This is a genomic window from Paraburkholderia bryophila (assembly GCF_003269035.1).
GTDB classification, from domain to species: Bacteria; Pseudomonadota; Gammaproteobacteria; order Burkholderiales; family Burkholderiaceae; genus Paraburkholderia; species Paraburkholderia bryophila.
Window position 1 is genome coordinate 58,485 of sequence record NZ_QLTK01000001.1, and the last position, 17,339, is coordinate 75,823.

At 63.7% G+C, this 17,339-nt stretch carries 17 protein-coding genes; 6 read left to right on the forward strand and 11 right to left on the reverse strand.

Annotated elements, in window-relative coordinates:
- The first annotated feature begins 193 nt into the window (after positions 1 to 193).
- From tetH to BX591_RS00310, 4 genes are all read left to right on the forward strand, one after another.
- Positions 194 to 985 (forward strand): thiosulfate dehydrogenase, encoded by a 792-nt coding sequence (gene tetH / locus BX591_RS00295; protein WP_111928779.1) that lies wholly within the window; start codon positions 194 to 196, stop codon positions 983 to 985.
- A gap of 9 nt (positions 986 to 994) precedes the next feature.
- Positions 995 to 2,080 carry a substrate-binding domain-containing protein gene (locus BX591_RS00300; RefSeq protein ID WP_208459607.1) on the forward strand — a complete coding sequence of 362 codons (1,086 nt, stop codon included), beginning with the start codon at positions 995 to 997 and terminating at the stop codon, positions 2,078 to 2,080.
- A gap of 108 nt (positions 2,081 to 2,188) precedes the next feature.
- A complete protein-coding gene (locus tag BX591_RS00305; protein WP_167444480.1) occupies positions 2,189 to 2,923 on the forward strand; it encodes a c-type cytochrome in 735 nt (244 codons plus the stop codon).
- Positions 2,920 to 3,846, forward strand: a complete 927-nt coding sequence (locus BX591_RS00310; protein ID WP_111928781.1) for a c-type cytochrome — start codon at positions 2,920 to 2,922, stop codon at positions 3,844 to 3,846. The genes BX591_RS00305 and BX591_RS00310 overlap by 4 nt, the downstream gene beginning before the upstream one ends.
- Positions 3,847 to 3,905: 59 nt before the next feature.
- On the opposite strand, the gene BX591_RS00315 is transcribed toward BX591_RS00310, so the two are convergent.
- Both BX591_RS00315 and BX591_RS00320 read right to left on the reverse strand, forming a co-directional pair.
- Positions 3,906 to 4,259, reverse strand: coding sequence for a DUF1493 family protein (locus BX591_RS00315; RefSeq protein ID WP_111928782.1), 354 nt, complete (start codon positions 4,257 to 4,259; stop codon positions 3,906 to 3,908).
- A complete protein-coding gene (locus BX591_RS00320; RefSeq protein ID WP_111928783.1) occupies positions 4,256 to 4,687 on the reverse strand; it encodes an STM2901 family protein in 432 nt (143 codons plus the stop codon). Before BX591_RS00320 ends, BX591_RS00315 begins: the two co-directional genes overlap by 4 nt.
- A gap of 346 nt (positions 4,688 to 5,033) precedes the next feature.
- Between BX591_RS00320 and BX591_RS00325 the strand changes: the two genes are divergently transcribed.
- Positions 5,034 to 5,597, forward strand: coding sequence for a GNAT family N-acetyltransferase (locus BX591_RS00325; RefSeq protein WP_111928784.1), 564 nt, complete (start codon positions 5,034 to 5,036; stop codon positions 5,595 to 5,597).
- 81 nt (positions 5,598 to 5,678) lie between these two features.
- Here BX591_RS00325 and BX591_RS00330 read toward each other — a convergent pair whose 3' ends face one another.
- The 9 genes from BX591_RS00330 to BX591_RS00370 all read right to left on the reverse strand — a co-directional run bounded on the left by BX591_RS00330 (position 5,679) and on the right by BX591_RS00370 (position 15,862).
- Entirely contained in the window at positions 5,679 to 6,137 is a 459-nt protein-coding gene (locus tag BX591_RS00330; RefSeq protein ID WP_111928785.1) for a hypothetical protein, read from the reverse strand.
- Positions 6,134 to 6,535 (reverse strand): hypothetical protein, encoded by a 402-nt coding sequence (locus BX591_RS00335; RefSeq protein WP_208459606.1) that lies wholly within the window; start codon positions 6,533 to 6,535, stop codon positions 6,134 to 6,136. Before BX591_RS00335 ends, BX591_RS00330 begins: the two co-directional genes overlap by 4 nt.
- Positions 6,536 to 6,804: 269 nt before the next feature.
- Positions 6,805 to 7,572 (reverse strand): class II aldolase/adducin family protein, encoded by a 768-nt coding sequence (locus tag BX591_RS00340; protein ID WP_244146925.1) that lies wholly within the window; start codon positions 7,570 to 7,572, stop codon positions 6,805 to 6,807.
- A 160-nt stretch (positions 7,573 to 7,732) separates the two neighbouring features.
- Entirely contained in the window at positions 7,733 to 9,352 is a 1,620-nt protein-coding gene (locus tag BX591_RS00345) for a methyl-accepting chemotaxis protein (protein WP_111928787.1), read from the reverse strand.
- Between the two features lie 15 nt (positions 9,353 to 9,367).
- Positions 9,368 to 12,007 (reverse strand): EAL domain-containing protein, encoded by a 2,640-nt coding sequence (locus BX591_RS00350; protein WP_111928788.1) that lies wholly within the window; start codon positions 12,005 to 12,007, stop codon positions 9,368 to 9,370.
- 122 nt (positions 12,008 to 12,129) lie between these two features.
- Positions 12,130 to 12,816, reverse strand: a complete 687-nt coding sequence (locus BX591_RS00355; protein WP_111928789.1) for an amino acid ABC transporter permease — start codon at positions 12,814 to 12,816, stop codon at positions 12,130 to 12,132.
- A complete protein-coding gene (locus BX591_RS00360; RefSeq protein WP_111929323.1) occupies positions 12,813 to 13,616 on the reverse strand; it encodes an amino acid ABC transporter permease in 804 nt (267 codons plus the stop codon). The genes BX591_RS00355 and BX591_RS00360 overlap by 4 nt, the downstream gene beginning before the upstream one ends.
- A 121-nt stretch (positions 13,617 to 13,737) precedes the next feature.
- Positions 13,738 to 14,556: an ABC transporter substrate-binding protein gene (locus tag BX591_RS00365; RefSeq protein WP_111928790.1), complete on the reverse strand. Its 819-nt coding sequence runs from the start codon at positions 14,554 to 14,556 to the stop codon at positions 13,738 to 13,740.
- Between the two features lie 178 nt (positions 14,557 to 14,734).
- Complete coding sequence (locus tag BX591_RS00370; RefSeq protein WP_111928791.1) at positions 14,735 to 15,862, reverse strand: hybrid sensor histidine kinase/response regulator; 1,128 nt, start codon at positions 15,860 to 15,862, stop codon at positions 14,735 to 14,737.
- A gap of 559 nt (positions 15,863 to 16,421) precedes the next feature.
- Here BX591_RS00370 and BX591_RS00375 point away from each other — a divergent pair.
- On the forward strand, positions 16,422 to 17,324 hold the full coding sequence (locus BX591_RS00375) for an HpcH/HpaI aldolase/citrate lyase family protein (RefSeq protein WP_111928792.1): 903 nt from the start codon (positions 16,422 to 16,424) through the stop codon (positions 17,322 to 17,324).
- The last annotated feature ends 15 nt before the right edge of the window (positions 17,325 to 17,339 follow it).

Below are 17,339 nucleotides of genomic sequence, written 5' to 3' on the forward strand. Positions count from 1 at the left end.
GCCGCACGGAAAAAGCGGGACGAACGATCGGACGCGTCGATACTTCTCATCCGATTTTACGATTGTTGTTATCGAACGGATGTCTCTAGACTGAGCACGCAATCACGACGCCGCCGCTTGCCGGGCGCGAGGACTCGCCTCGACCCGCCCTATACGCGGCGAACCGCTCGGACAACAGGTTGGAGACATAACCATGACTAACAACACGACCCGCCGCAATGCGTTGAAAACTTTCGCCGTCGCGGCCGGCACGGCGATCGTGAGCGCCGGCGGCCAATCGCAGGCGCTCGCAGCCGGCGCTGCTTCGCTGCTGCCCGACGGCGCCGCCAACCTCACCGAGTTGACCCGGCGCCTCGCCGCCGCGCCACGGCGCCGCGACTTCAAAACCGTGCCGATGATTCTCGAGCATCCGGATCAGTGGGATCACGCGGCGCTCACGGAAGTGATCGGCTATCGCGCCGGTCCGAAACAGGCGTGGAACAACACCGAGATGGCCGGTCCCTGGCTCAACCTGATGCGCAATGCGTTGAACGCGCAGATCTGGTCGTTCAAACATCCGGATTTTCTGGCGGTCTCGGCCACGCACGGTTCCGCGCATCTTGCGCTGTTCGATCAGCTCGCGTGGGACAAGTACGATCTCGCAAAGATCAGCGGCGGCAAGTTCGCGTCCAATTCGCTGCTCGACAACAAGGCGTCCGCCGCCAGCGACGCGGCGGATCATCAGAACCCCGACGGCGCGTTTTCCTCGCATGAGAACTGCATTCCCGCGTTGCAGCAACGCGGCGTCGTCTTCCTGTCGTGCCATAACGCGATCTGGGAACTGGCCGACCGCCTGAACGCCACCAACGTGAATCTGGACAAGTTGCCGCTCGACGCGCTCGCGGCCGACCTGACCAACCATGTGATTCCAGGCGCGATCGTCACGCCCGGCGTGGTGGCGACGCTGGCGGAACTTCAGCAGGCAGGGTTTCACTACAACGCGTAGGGGTACGTCATGGCTTTGACTTCCACGCTCCGTTTGTCGCACGGATGTCGGCGATTCGTGCGGATGACGCTTGCGGTCTCGCTGTGTTGCGCGGCAACTTGCGCGTTCGCAGCGAGCGCTGCGCCAGACCTCGACGCGAACCCTAACTCGACGCAGACCCCGGGTTCGAACCCGGACATTTTCCCGCCCTGGCAGCACGGCGCGAACAACGACGCCGTGAATCGCGGCATGGCGTTCACGGTCCCGCAGGTCGACGTCCTCGCCGATTTCCACGGCGACCTCACGGCGCCGAAGCTGGTGCTGTACGTCGGCGGCAACTATTTCTTTGCGATGGCGCCGCTGGTCGCCCGCTTCGAGCAGGATCATCCCGAGTTTCGCGGACGCATCTACTGGGAAACCATTCCGCCCGGTCTGCTGGTCGAGCAGATCAAGGCCGGCGGCACGATTACCGTCGGCAATATGACGTGGACGGTGAGACCCGACGCCTACTTCGCCGGGCTCGCCAAGGTCAAGGCGCTGATCGCGGACGGCACGCTTGCCGGACCCGCCGTGCCGTACGTGACCAATCAGTTGACCATCATGGTCCGTCAAGGCAACCCGCAACACGTGCGTTCGCTCAACGATCTTGGCAAACCGGAGTTGCGACTCGCCATGCCGAACCCCGCGTTCGAAGGCGTGACGCGGCAGATCGATGCGTCGCTGGTCAAGGCCGGTGGCGAGGCGCTCGCTTCGACCGTCTACGGCGACAAGGTGCGGGCGGGGTCGACCGAACTCACGCATATTCATCATCGGGAAATCGCGCTGTTTCTGATGCAGGGTCGCGCGGATGCCGGTGTGGTGTGGAAATCGGAAGCGCTGTTCCAGGAGCAGATCGGGCATCCGCTGCAGCATGTGGATATTCCGGCTGCCGAGAACACGACGGCGATCTATGCCGGCGCCGTGGTGCGGGGTGCGGCGCATCCGCGAGCGGCGCGTCAGTGGCTGGCTTTTCTGCGCTCGCCCGAGGCGTTCGGGATTTTCCAGCGCTACGGCTTCGGAAAGTATGATGATGCGGCGGCGAACGCGAGTGCCGCCAGTCTTTCGAGCGCGGAGTGAAACGCTTCGGCGAGCACGGCGTCCCCACAGGCGACCGTTATCCGCGTATCGGCTGGAAACGGCGCAAGCCTGCGTAAGAATATAAAACAGCAAATCGTAGGAGACGATGTGGACCATTCGTTCATCAATTTACAGCGTGCCTGCGCGACGCTCGCGGTCAGCGTGGCATCGACGTTCGCGGTCGCGCCCGCGGCTCAGGCGAACGAGGTGAGCGCGGGGCAAGGCATTGCCGCCCATGGCACCGCGCAAGGTGTCGCCGCGTGCATAGGCTGCCACGGCGCGAAAGGCGAAGGCAACGCGGCGGCGGGTTTCCCGCGACTCGCCGGCCTGAGCGCGGCTTATCTGTCGACCCAGTTGACGGCCTTCGCCGACGGCACCCGCCCGAACCCGATCATGCAACCCATGGCAAAGCTGTTGACCGCGAGCGAACGAGCGGCGGTGGCGAGTTACTTCGCCGGGTTGCCATCGCCTGCCTTAGCCAAGGCGTCTGGAAGCGGTTACGTCACGCCGTCCGATGTCGGCGCATGGATCGCCACGCGCGGACGCTGGGATCAGGCGCTGCCTGCTTGCGTGCAGTGCCATGGACCGGGCGGCATCGGTGTCGCGCCCACGTTTCCGCCGTTGGCGGGACAGCCGGCCGCTTATATCGCGAGTCAATTGCATGACTGGAAGGACGGCAAACGTCCGCCCGGACCCATGGCATTGATGCCCGTGGTCGCGAGCAAACTGTCCGACGCGGATATCACGGCGGTGGCCGATTACTATGCGGGCGTTGGCGTGGGCGTGGGCGTGGCCGTGGGCGTGAACGGCGCGGGCAAGTCGGCAAACGGGAGCAAGCCATGATCGATCGAAACAGCCTGGCTCGCGTGGCGCTGGTGGGTGTGTTGAGTGCATTGTCGAGCGCGGCTTTTGCCGACGGCACCACGCCTGCGGCCGCGTCCGCTTCATCGGTGAGCGCGGCTGCTGCGCCGGCGAAAAAACCGTTCACGCCGCCCGCCGAATCGACCATGCCGACGGATGGCTTCGGGCAATCCGCCAAACTCGGCGAACAGATTTTTACCCACACCGCGCAGTTTGCCGGCAAGTACGTCGGCAATACGCTCAATTGCGCGAGCTGCCATCTGGATGCGGGACGCAAGGCGGATTCCAGTCCGCTGTGGGGCGCGTATCCGTTGTATCCGGCCTACCGCGCCAAGAACGGTCACGTGAACTCGTTCGCCGAACGCCTGCAGGGTTGCTTTCAGTACAGCATGAACGGCAACGCGCCGCCGCTCGGCGACCCCGTGCTCGTGGCGCTCGAAAGCTACGCGTACTGGCTCGCGAAAGGTGCGCCCATCGGCACGAAGCTGGCGGGGCAAGGCTATCCGAAACTGCCCGCGCCCGCGCAGAAAACGGACTACGCGAGAGGCGGCGCGATCTACGCACAGCACTGCGCGCTATGTCACGGTGCGGACGGCCAGGGTCAATCCAGCGGCGGCGCGACGGTTTTCCCGCCGCTGTGGGGCGCACACTCGTTCAACTGGGGCGCGGGCATGGGCGACATTCAGAACGCCGCGGGTTTCATCAAGGCGAATATGCCGTTGGGACTCGGTGGAACGCTGACCGATCAGGAAGCGTGGGACGTGGCGACGTTCATGGATAGTCATGAGCGGCCGCAGGATCCTCGTTTTGTGGGTTCGGTGGCGGCGACGCGCGCGAAATTCCACGACACGCCGCTGTCGATGTATGGGCAGAAGGTGAATGGGCGGGTGTTGGGGGCGCCGTGACGGGGGCGGTTAACTGATGGTTTGATTTTATTGCTCGCGTCCGAAGCCGCGACGATCCGTTAGCGGACTGCTGCGAGCTTGTGCGACTGCCATCGTTTATCGAGCGCTGCTTGCTGGAGCATGCCCAGGGTGATCGGCTCGCGAGCCAGGCTATGTGGTTTTCGCAGGATCACGCGCTGGAACAGCGAGTAAAGCGATCCTTCACCCTCCATCAGAAAGTAACGATGGAAGTCAAAATCACCCGGTGCCACCCCAAAACGCTCGAAGAATCGGCCGATGAACTCGTTGGCGTCGTCGCCCGTTTGTCCGAGGTCCTCGGACAAACGGGTCGAGGGAGAAAGCAGTTTCTTCGCCCCGAGTCCTACTTCGTTTCGAACGAATGCATCCAGTTCGTCCCAAAGTGCATCCGTCATAGAACTTTGTCCTCGGCTTTGACCATGCGGTTGTATTTGAACACGGTATTGGTCGCGATCATGAAGGCGTCGCGCGCCAACAGCACCCAGCCCACGCCTGGAATGGCCCGACCGATAAAAACGCTCAACCGGCGAGTCAGGATGACTCGAAACGATTTGATACTCTGGAGTGTGAGTGTTGGTAAGACTGCGCGTTTGAGTTCGTAGCGGAACAGCGAGCGTGACATCACCGACGCAACGGATGTACCTTTGGTTGCCCCGCCGAATTTTTGTCGCGTCGGCAGCATGGGCCATCCGGCCAGAATCAGAATAACGCCTTCTACGTCATTGATTCCAATTTGCTCGCATGCCTCTTCCACTGCGATGAAAAAGAACAGTTCAGCTGGTGCGAGATCCTGATGCACGCCATAACGATACGTGTTGCTCATCCTGTTCGCCCTTTGCCCATATAAACGGGCTCCAAGCGTAGCGAGTTTGTCTCGTTCGATCAAGCTGCATTCGGCTGTAGCGCATTCCTTAACGAATCAATAACAATGCGCGGTATTTTTGCTACACAACTTAACAAAAAATACTCGATTCGCATGAAAGTCGATTGCATGAACCATCGCAGAGTTCACGATCCCGGCGAGACGCGGCATCCGCGATGGCAGGCGTTTTGTTTTTGAGCGGCAGAGCCACAATCGATAAGTTCAACCACCGATGCTATCCTGCGCACGCATCCGAAAGCCACACCTCGCTAACGCGTTTTCTTAGCAACCCGCATTCATCCACCGCATGAACCGTTCTTCTCCCGCGCCCTCTTCCTTCACCCTTCGCCAATTACAGCGCGAGGAACTGCATCGTGTCTGGACCATTGACCGCAGCGAAGTGATTCACCACCTGTACCGTTTAACGAACGGGCAGTTGGAGCGCTACCCCGAGTTCTACGACATGCATGGCTGGCCGGACGGCGAACCGGAGCACTACACGCCGCTACTGCTCGATTGCCGCGACCGTGGCGGCTGGTGCGCGGGGCTCTTCGACGGCGAACAGATGATCGGCGCGGCAATTGTCGATAGCCGTCCGCTCGGCCCGAACGCGGACATGCTGCAACTCAAGTTCCTGCACGTGAGTTGCGCGTATCGCGGTCGTGGTGCAGGTCTTCAGTTGTACCGTGCGGCTGAGGCGCATGCGATGAAAACGGGAGCGCGTCGCCTGTACGTCTCGGCAACACCTTCGGAACGGACCGTGGACTTCTATCTCGCGCTCGGCTTCACAATAAGCCCACAACCCGATCCGCAATTGTTCGCGCTGGAGCCCGAAGATATCCATCTGGAAGGGCCGTTGTTGAGCCTTTAAAGCCGCGATCGCCAGCACTTGTGTCGCAAGTCACAATCGCGGCTCAACGCCTAAAGGCTTAAAGCCTTAAAGCCCCGACACTCACCGCGCCGGCGTGCAATCTTCCCCCAGCTTCACCCTGTGCTTGCCCAACTGCAACCGGTTCCCTGTCAGCTTCACGCGCCCCGAAAACGACTCGCTCTTCCACAGCACCTTGCAGGTCGCTGCGTCGATCGCATAGACGTTCTGTTCGCTACCCGAGTAGGCGGACACGAGCAGTTGCTTGCCGTTCGTGTACAGCGGACGCTCGACGATGCTCACGTTCGGATCCACCGAACACGCGTCGCCGCTCGCATGCGTCACGGTGACCGGTCCCAGCCACGCGGTCGGATTACCCGACCCGTCTCCTTGCCCGAGATCGATCGACAATTCGCCGACGCTGACCTTCCCCTTGCCGGGATCGACTTCGCTGTAATGACACGTCTGCGCGAAGACAGCCGGTGCGGCCACTACCAGGCCGGCGACGATAATCGCTACGTGTTTGACGAAATGCTGTTTCATGGCTTGATGGCGTAATACTGCACGTTCGCGAGATCCGCATGGTTCCACGAAAAGTTAATCGCGGTATTCTGCCGGCCGATGCCGCCATAGCGGCCCCAGTAAGCAAGCGGATAAGGTTTGGATTGACCCGGCATGATAATCGCCACATGGCCATGATGGGTCGCTTTCAATCCAGCGACCACCAGATAACCGAGTCCGGCATAGGCGACGGCTTTATCCGCATCTGTGCCGAGCTGAAGCCACGGTGCACGGCCCATCTGGTCGACGATGCTATTTGCATCGCCGGTCAGCGTGACGTCGAGGTCGGCGGCGACGGCTTTCAGAAAGCCGCTGCAGTCGGCTTTCCATTGAGTCCAGTGATTCTGACAAAGGGTTTTGATATTTTGTGCGGCAGCCATTATCGTGATCCGTTATGCGTGTGACGGCGTCGGTTTATGTGGCGATGTCGGCATCCCGTCAAAAAGCCCATCGCACTCGCGCAGGTAAGACGCCCCAATGCAGGCGTTCGGATTATAGCGAGGCCGGGTGAAATGTGAATGGGGATTTTTAGCGCGAAGCAGAACCATTCTGGCCAGGTAAATTCGGCCAGAACATTTTAATGAACCGTATTTTTTACCCGGCGCCGCGCAATTCAATCAATGCGCGGCGCCTCGGCGTGATTGCTTTGTCAGCTTCGATACGCGGCGGCCTGATCGCCGATCAACCGCAGCGCAGCCTGCCAGGCGAGATCCATCAAATCGTATTCACCGGCCGCATCGAATTGCTTCGCCGTTTTCTCGCAGACCGCGGCGTCGGGCACCCGTAGACGTGCGTTGCCGGCCATCGCGCCGATCTGAATGCGGCACGCCTGCTCGAGGAAATAAATCAGGCTGAACGCTTCCGCCGCGCTCGGCGCGCCGACCAGCACGCCGTGATTGCGCAACATCATGGCCTTGTGCGTGCCGAGATCCGCCACCAGGCGTTCTCGCTCGGCCGTGTCGAGGGCAATGCCTTCGTAGTCGTGATACGCGAGCCGCCGATAAAAACGCAGCGCATGCTGGCTGACCGGCAGCAAACCGTCTTCCTGGGCCGACACCGCGCTGCTCGCGGCGGTATGCACATGGATCACCCAATGCATGTCCTCGCGCGCCGCATGCACCGCCGAATGAATCACGAAGCCCGCCACGTTCACGCGATGCCGGACCGGATCAGGCTCGCGTTCCACCACACGGCCTTCGGCGTCGATCTTCACCAGATCCGACGCGCGCATTTCGTTAAACAGAACGCCGTAGCGGTTGATCAGAAAATGACCGGGCTCGACCGGCACGCGCGCGGTGATGTGCGTGTCGATCAGATCGGTCATCTTCAGATGGGCCATCAGGCGGTAGAGCGCCGCCAGTTCGCAGCGTACTTCCCATTCGGATGACTTCGATGCCTCCAATAGGTCCCGTTGCAGCCCGGCATGTGCCGGGTTTTGCGTCTGAACTTGCGTCACGTTACGCCTCCGTTGCGTCGATGCCGTGATTTCACGAATTGCTGGCGCCAGTGTACTGCGACGCATAAACCCGTGGCCGATCGACCGCTACGCTACGTGGACGGACAACACAGCCGACTTCCTACACCACTTCGGCCGTTTCCTCACGACCCACGTCACCCCGCATCTCACTGCGCAAATGAAAGATGCTCATCGCCGACTCCAGCGACTGTGTCTGTTGCTGAAGATCGGTCGACGCCACCGCCGACTGTTCGACCAGCGCCGCATTGCGCTGGGTCAGCCCGGCCACCTGCCCGACCGCCTCGTTGATCTGCGCGATCTGCACGCTCTGGCCGCGGCTCGCCAGCGCAATGTCGTACAGCGTGCGGGTCAATTGCGTGACTGTCTGCTCAACGGTATTCATCGTCTCGCCCGCGCGCGCCGCCGTTTGCGAGGCGGTGGTAACCGTATGCAGCGACGTCTCGATCAGGCTTTTGATTTCCTTCGCGGCGCCGGCCGCGCGTTGCGCGAGACTGCGCACCTCGGAGGCCACCACTGCGAAGCCGCGTCCGTATTGCCCCGCGCGCGCCGCTTCCACCGACGCGTTCAGCGCGATGATATTGGTCTGAAACGCAATCGCGTCGATCACCGAGGTGATGTCCGAAATCTTGCGCGAATGCTCGCGCACGCGCTCCATCACGGCCACCGTCTTCTGCACCTCGCCGGCCGCGACCTCGGCGGTTTCCGCCGTCTGCCGTCCGGACGTGTTGGCGCGCTCGGCGCCGAGCGCATTCTGTTCCGCCGTCTCCGTGATCTCGGCGAGGCTGGCGGTGGTCTGGTCGATTGCGCTTGCCTGTTCGTCGGTGCGGGTGGCCAGATCGCTATTGCCGCGCGCGAATTCGTGGGTCTTGTCGCGGATCGCGTCGATGGAGATCTTGGCGTCGATCAGCACGCCGACCAGTTTCGCGTTCATCTGATTCAGCATCCGGCCCAGCATGCGGGTCTGCGCGTCGCCGCGTTCGGGAAAGCGTTGCTGGATGTGGCCGTTCAACACGCTCAAGGCGCCCGCGTTGAGCGCCTGCAGCGGCATCAACAGGTTGCGCGTCAGATAAACGCCGCAGGCGAGCGCGAGTCCCGTCCCCACACCCGCCAGCACCCGAGCCTGCCAGAGCGGCGGCACATGCGGCAGCACCCAGCCACTCGCGACGAGCGTTTGCAGCAGGATCACGGCGATCAGCATCGCCATGGTGGCCCACACGCGCAGATTGACCGGCAGGCGCAGCAACCGGTCCGCGACACCGGCCACGCCCGTGCGAATCACCGTCCCGCCCGACAGCCGCAGCGTGTGGCCGGCCGGCGACCTGAGCCTTTCATACAGACGCTCGGCCCGCGCGATCTGCTCGTCGGACGGTTTGGTGCGCACCGACATATAGCCGACCTTCTCGCCCTTCTCGAACACCGGCGTGACGTTGGCCAGCACCCAGCAATAGCCGCCCTGCTTGCGTCGATTCTTGACCACGCCGGTCCATGGCCGATCGCCGCCGATGGTTTCCCACAAGTCCCGATACGCTTCTTCCGGCATGTCCGGGTGGCGGACGATATTCTGCGGCTTGCCGATCACCTCGGCATGCGGATAGCCGCTGCTGCGCAGGAACGCTTCGTTGGCGTAGACGATGTTGCCCGTCAGATCGGTGCGGGTGATGATCACGTCCAGTTCGGACAGGACGTACTCTTCATCGGTGACCGGGAGATTTTCACGCATGGGGTGGGTCGCCTGTTACGCCTGTAGTGATACGTGCAGTGACGCCGCGTCGGTTGCGGCTTCGGTTGCGGTAACGGTTGCGGTAACGGTTGCGGCAGCAGTTGCCGGCTTGCCGTCGGGCCGGCCGCGCTCGCTCGCGAGCGCGGCGCACGGCGCATAGCGCGCGTCGTGTGCGGTGCGGACCAGCCGATCGGCGGGGACCGGGCGCCCCAGCAGATACCCTTGCGCGCGATCGCAGCCGATCTCACGCAGAAACCGCCACTGCGCCTCGTATTCGACGCCTTCGGCCACGACCGTGATGCCGAGCGCTCGCGCCATCGCAACGATCGCGCGCACGATCGCGCCGTCGGTGGTGCCGGGTCCGATCTGCGCCAGAAACGAGCGGTCGATCTTCAGCGTATCCACCGGCAGGCTCTGCAAATAAGCGAACGCCGAGTAGCCGGTGCCGAAGTCGTCGATCGCGAGACTGATACCACGGCGCGCCAGCTCGCCCAGCAACGCGGCGGTCTCCTCGCGGCCGGTCATGGCCATGCTCTCGACGAGTTCGAACTGCAGGCGCTGCGCCGGCAAACCCGTGTCGCTCAACACGCGCGCCACCTCGTGCAGAAAACCGTCGTGGCGGCACTGCTTGCCGGACAGGTTGACGGCAATGCGCCCGAACTCGACACCCTCGTCGAGCCACGCGCGCGCCTGACGACACGCCTCGCGCAACACCCAACCGCCGATCGGCACGATCAGCGCCGACTCTTCCGCCGCCGGAATGAACTGGTCGGGCCCAATCAGGCCCCGCTGCGGATGCTGCCAGCGGATCAGCGCTTCCACGCCGGTCATGGCACCCGTGCGCAGGTCGTATTCGGGCTGGTAGTGCAGACGGAATTCGCCGGCCAGCAGCGCCTGACGCAATTCGCCTTCGAGCACGATCCGCTCTTTCGCCGACGAAGTCATCGTCGCCGCGAAGAACTGGAAGTTGTTCTTGCCGACTTCCTTGGCTTCGTACATGGCGCGATCCGCCTGCATCAGCAATTGCTTCGGATCGGTGCCGTCGTCGGGAAACATGCTGATGCCGATGCTCGGCGTCACGAACACGCTCTGCGCGCCGACCCCGATCGGCCGGCCGATCACGTCGAGCAGCGATTGCGCGATCTTGCCGACATGGCGGATATCCTCGATATCTTCCGCGACGATCGTGAATTCGTCGCCGCCCAGGCGCGCGACCGTATCGGTTTCGCGCACGCCGTGTTTGAGTCGCTCCGCGATCACCTTCAGCGTTTCGTCGCCGATGCCGTGGCCGAGCGTGTCGTTGATCAGCTTGAAGCGGTCGAGATCGAGAAACATCACCGCGACCCGTTTGCCGCCGCGCTGGGCGCGCACCATCGCATGGCCGAGCCGCTCGCTGAACAGCGTGCGATTGGGCAGACCCGTGAGCGCGTCGTGCGTGGCCAGGTAGCTGAGCCGCTCCTCCGCCAGCCGGCGCCCCGTGATATCCGAAAAGATCGCGGCGTAATGCGTGCAGCGGCCGGTTTCGTCGCAGATACCGGAGATCGACAGATATTCCAGGTACAGCTCGCCGCTCTTCTTGCGGTTCCAGATTTCGCCTTGCCAATGCCCGGCTTCCCGCAAGCGCTGCCATAGCTCGCGATAAAAACCCGGCGGCTGGCGGCCGGAACTCAGCAGGTTGGCGTTGCGTCCCACTACCTCGGATTTTGCGTAGCCGGTCAGTCGGGTAAAAGCCGGATTGACCCGCTCGATGGTGCCATGCAGATCGGTCACCATCACGCCGTCGAGCGACGATTCGACGACCCGGTCGGCGAGCCGCAGGTTGTAGCGCGATTCGAACAACGCATCGTCGCGCTCGCGCAGCGCGATCCGCAATTCCTGCACGTACTCGTGTTCGATGTCGTTGAGAATATCGGCGAGCCCCAGCACGCCGGTCAACACGCCCTGCCCGTCGAGAATGCCGACGTGGCGCATGCGATGCTCGATCAGATACTGGCGCGCCGCATACAGACTCTGCGACTGGCGCAGGCAACGCAGCGGCCGGCTCGCATGGCGCCCCACCGTGCCGTTGGTCGCGCCGCTCGCGACCAGCCCCACGATATCGCGCTCGGTCAGAATGCCGTGCACGCCGTCCGGATATGCAACCACCACCGCGCTCAATCGTTGCGTGCGCATCAACCGCATGGCTTCCTTCACGCAGAGCGCGTGATCGACCAGCACCGGCGCGGCGGCCTTGATCGATTCGATCGACTTCATCCGCAGGAAGTATTCCGCGCCCTGATTCATCACGAAGTCGGTCTGCGTGAGAATGCCGAGCGAGTGGCCCTGGTCGTCGGCCACGAGGCAATGGCGAATGCCGCTGTTCCTGAAATGCAGCGCGGCGTCGCCGAGGCGCGTTTGCTGCGGCGGCGACACCACCGGGCGGCTCATCACGGCTTCGACCGGCGTGGCGTGGACGTCGGTGTCGTCGGCCAGTGCCAGCGCGTCGTGTTCGGTCCAGATGCCGACCGCGCGCGGCCCGTCCATCACGACGATCGCGCTGCGCCGCTGTTCCGCCATGCAGCGGGCGGCGTCGTGAATCGACGTGCGCGGCGAGCACTCCAGCATCGAGCCGGATACCAGCCGCCCGATTTCGATATCCAGCGTGTGATGAACCATGGCTTGACGGGATCGTAGGTCGCAATTCTGAGATGGCGCCGACAGTACCAGCGCCCACCCCGGCTCACCTTGATCCACGTCAAACGCGCCGTGCGGCGCGCTTTGCCTCACGTATTGGCTTGCTAGCGAGGCGTGCCGAAGCGCGCCCCCAGCACGCGCGTCACGGCCCATTGAAACGTGCAGCACAGCACCAGATACACCAGCCCGACGAACAGAAAGATCTGCGCCGGATACACCATCAGCCGGCTATTGACCTGATTCGCGAGAAAGGTGAACTCCGGCACGCCGACGATATAGGCCAGCGACGTGTCCTTGATCAGCGACACCCATTGATTGACGAACGACGGCATCATCACCCGCACCGCTTGCGGCAACAGCACGTAACGCAGCGCCTCGCCGCGCGTCATGCCGAGCGACAGCGCCGCCTGCCACTGCCCGTCGCCGATCGCCACGATCCCCGCCTGCACCGAATGCGACAGGTAGGCGCCGCCGATCAGCGCGAGTGCGCACACCACGGTCGCGAGTCCGGGCACGTCCGCATGCAGCAGCACCGGCATCAGGAAGAAAGTCCAGAAGATCAGCATCAGCACGGGGATCGCGCGAAACAGGCCCACCACGGTAAGCAGCGCGATATGCGCGATGCCGCGCGTCATGGCCAGCGCGACGCCGCCGGCCAGGCCGAGCAGCGCCGACAACGACGCCGACGCCAGCGTCAACACCACCGTCAGCGCAACGCCGCCGAGCGGACCATCGGGAAACGTGCCGAGCAGCAGGTAGCGGAGGATGGACAGCCAGTCGGGCGCGTTCATGAGCCGCCCCGGCGCACGGCACGCCAGTTGCCCGATGTCCGGCCGCCACCGGCATTGCGCGCATTGCTGGCGCTACGGGCGCTGCTGGCACCGGGGACGCCATGGCGCTGCCGCAGCAGCAAGGCGATTTCGATGGCGGCAATCGTCGCAACGTACAGCAGCGTCGCCATCCCGAACGACTGAAACGTCTTCAGCGTTTCCGTCTCGACCTGGCGCGACGAGTACGACAACTCCGCTAACCCGATCGCCATGGTCAGCGACGAGTTCTTGACGATATTCATGTATTGCCCGGCCAGCGGCGGCGTCGCGATCCGCACCGCCTGCGGCAGAATCACGTAAAGGAACGCGGCGAAGCGCGTCAGCCCGAGTGCGGCGGCGGCCTGATGCTGGCCGTCGCGCACGCCGCGCAGGCCCGCGCGAAACTCCTCGCCGATAAAGGTCGTCGCATAGCAGGTCAGGCCGATCCAGCCGGCCAGAAACTCGAAGCTCGGCCAGCCGAGCGCCAGTGGACCCAGCGTCAGCGCGTGCGGTGTATTGAGCCAGCTCATCACGCTGTCGGGCATCAGCGCGGCCGCGCCGAAATACCAGAACAGCAGTTGCACGATCAGCGGCGAGTTGCGAAACAGCAGCACATAAGCGGCCGCCGCGCGGCGCACCGCCGCATAGGGCGCGCTGCGGGCCAGCGCCAGCCCGAAACCCAGCAGCGTCGCGCCGACGATGACGCAGGCCGACAAGGCCAGCGTCATCGCGAAGCCGTGCCAGATCCACGCCGTGTAGCGCGGTTCGAGCCAGGTGTTCATCGTCATCGTTCGGAAACCATTGCCATGCGAAAAAAATCAGCCCGCCGCTGGATGCGCGGCGGGCCGGACTGTGAACGCGCGATGCCGAATCTCTTGCCCGACGCCGCGCGCAAGCGTTCGCTCAGCTCTTCTGCGGATCGCCGATCTTGAACAGACGCGGCAGCGGCGCGCGGCTCTTCGGACCGAACCACTGGTCGTAGATCTTCGAGGCATTGCCCTTCGCTTCCAGATCCTGCAGCGTCTCGTTGACCGCATTCAGCAGACGCGGCTGGTTCTTCGGTACGCCGACGCCTTCGTAGTCGTTCGAGATCGTGAACGGCGGAATCTCGTACTTGTCCTTATCCGGCACGTTCGCCAGCAACGCGACCAGCTTCGGGCCGTCTTGCGTGATGGCCTGCACGTTGCCGGCGCGCAGCGCGGCGAACGCGAACGGCGTGTCGTCGTAAGCGACGATGGTCGCGGCCGGATACTGCGCACGGACCTGCTGTTCGTTCGTGGTGCCCTTGTCCGCGCCGATCCGCAGGCTCGCCAGTTGTTGCGGCGACTTCAATACGCCCTTCTTCGCGATGAACTGCGTGCCGGACGCGAAATACGGCGTGCTGAAGTCGATCTCTTTCTTGCGCTCATCCGTGATCGTGAAGTTCGCGAACACCAGATCGACCTTGTTCGACTTCAGAAACGCAATCCGGTTGGCCGGATTGGTGGGCTGAATCTCGAGTTTGACGCCGAGCTTCGCCGCGACCGCGCGAGCATAGTCGACGTCGAGACCGACAATCTGGTTGCTCTTCGGATCGACGAAACCGAACGGCGGATTGCTGTCGAAAGTCGCGACACGCAGAACGCCGGCCTTCCTGATGTCGTCGAGTTGATCGGCGTGAGCGACGCCCGCCAGCGTCAATAACAGGCCGGCGAGCGCGGCACGGCGAGTCCAGTTCTTCATGGTGGAAGCCCCATAGTCAGTTGATTTTGTTGGTCGTTGCGGGCGCACCCGTCAGCGTGGCGGCCACTGTAGCAGTGGGCCGGGCAGCCACGAACCAAGCATTTGTCAGCTACTAAGTCGGGGACGTCATAACAGCGGCCTGCGCAGGCGCGCGCGGGAGGTGCGCGGGCCGCGGCGCTCAGTGTGTCTCGGCGCGGCCTTTGTAATGGGGAAAGGCCATCGTCACGGTGGTGCCTTCGCCGAGCGCGGAGTCGATCCGCAGCGAGCCACCGGACGATTGCATGATGCGGTTGCAAAAGATCGTGCCCATGCCATGGCCGCCGGCTCCCGCATACGTGGTGACGGGGTCTTGCATCAGACGCGCCTTGATCTCCGGCGCGATGCCGGGACCGTTGTCGCGAACCCGGATTTCCGGCTCGGGCGTGGCGACGACTTCGAGCCGCAGCAAGGGCGCGGCGGTGGTTTCCAACGCACGCAGTGCATTGGACAACAACGAGGAAAGCACCAGCGCCACGCAGTTGGGCATGGTGCGGACCACGAAATCGCCTTGCACGTCGACCTGAATCCAGTCGCGCTGCGACGCGGCGAACGGATAGGTGTCGAGCAGCGTGGAGATCAGCCGCGTCGCGGTGACTTCGCGCAGACTCACGCCCGATGCCGATTGCTGGCCGCCGCTCTTGTGCACCGTCGCCCAGAACGACGAGATCAGCGTGAGGCAATACTGCGCGTTATTGAGCATCGACGTGGCCGCGTGACCGATCTCTTTCTGGTGCTCCGGATCGTATTGCTCGGCGACGTTGCTGCCGACCGATTGCGCGAACAGCGAGATCGTGGCCAGCGGTGTGTTCAGCTCGTGTGCGAGGAAAGCCAGCGTTTCGTCCATGGCCAGCAGACGCTGCTGACGTGTTTCCCGCTCGGCGTAGCGCGTCATGGCCAGTTGCAGCACCTCGCGGACCTTCTCCGTGCGCAATGGCTTCTCGAGAATGCGGAAGATTTCGCCGGTATTGACGGTTTTCAGCAGCAGGTCTTTGTCGGCGTAGGCGGTGACGAGTATGCGCACGATCTGCGGGAACTCGTGCGCGACATGGCGCAGCAGATGGTCGCCGTCGCGGCCGGGCATGCGGAAATCCGTGACCAGCACGGCGATCTCCGCGCCGTGGCGGCCGAGTATGGCCATGGCCTCCTCCGCGCTGCCGGCGACATGCACGTTGTACTCCGCGCGGATGGCGCGGGCGAAATGGTTGCGCGACAGTTCGTCGTCGTCGACGAACAGGATGGAAAACGGCGGCTGCGGGGTGTCACTCATAGCGTTGTCTGCCGATCGCGGTGGCCAGGGTTGAACGGCGCCGGATTCACGAGTGATGAAATTGGCGTTAGGGCCAACATGGTAGCGCGTTCGCCAGAACGCGAGAATACTCTGCCGGAACGCCCGGGCGGATTGCGCCGCTCGGCCAGGGGCGCCTGCTTCGCCAGCCGCGACGGATTTTCAGGTCGCCGATCCGGCCGGCTGAACCGGGCGACCGCCACGCTCGCCTGCCCGCCACTGACATTCCTGATAGTTGTTGCCGGCCGCGGCCGCGTTTAATCTTTGCCCGACTCAACGACGCCTGATGCAACGAGCGCTGCTACAGGTGCTGCAACAAGCGCTGCAACGACGAACAGCAGCCCGCCTGGAATCACGTCATTCGCCGGCCGTTACCGGTCTTGCCGACTCGATCCCGGCGCGGCGGTGGGCGTCGCCCGATCACGCCATCCCATCACGTAGCGCACCGGTCCGAACGCCGGCGCGTCGCGCGGCCTATCCGCTTCATCGTCACCAACGTACCGCGCGAACTCACGAGGTCCGCGCCCGAGAGGAATATCCGATGCCCCTGCTCAATCGACGTCCGCCGCAATTGCGCCGCTCCTGGCTGTTTCTGGCCGGCGCCGACCGCGAGACACTCCTGGCCGGTCCGCAGACCGGCGCCGACGTCCTCGTTCAGGAACTGGAAACCTTCACGCCGCCGGCCCGCCGACCGGAAGCCCACCGTATCGCGGACGAAGTCATGAAATGCTGGCGCGACGCCGGCGTGCTGACCTCCGTGCGCGTGAACCCGCTCGACAGCGGCGGCGTGGACGATCTGCGCGCCGTCATGCGCAGCCGCCCCGACATCATCATGATGTCGTTCGTGTCGACGCCCGAACAGATCGTCGCGCTGGACGAAGCCGTCACGCGTTGCGAAGCGGAGTACGACATCCAACCGGGTTCGACCGAACTCGTGCCGAATATCGAATCGCCGCTCGGCGTCGTCAACACCATGGCGATTGCCCGTTGCAGCCGCCGCATTTCCGCGGTGCTGGTCGGGACCGAGGACATGGTGGCCGATCTCGGCGCCGAACGCACCCACGCGGGCCACGAACTCGATTACGTGCGCTCGCGGTTTCTGCTCGAATGCGCGGCGGTCGGCGTCACGGCCATCGACTGTCCGTACAGCTACGCGGACGTCGAAGGCGCGGAGCTCGACATGCGCAGGTCGCGCGCCCTCGGCTACAAGGCGAAGGGCATCGTCAACGCGCCGCTCACGGCAATCGTCAACCGCGTGCTGACGCCGAGCGCCGACGAAGTCGCGCTCGCCCGGCGCGTGATCCAGACCTTCGACACCGCCCGCGAACAATCGAACGGCAAGCGGGTCGCCGCCGCCGTGGTGGACGGCTTTCTCGCCGAAGTCCCCGACTATCTCGCCGCGCACCGGCTGCTCGCGCGCGCCACGCAATTCGGCCTCGCCTGAACGACATGGACACTC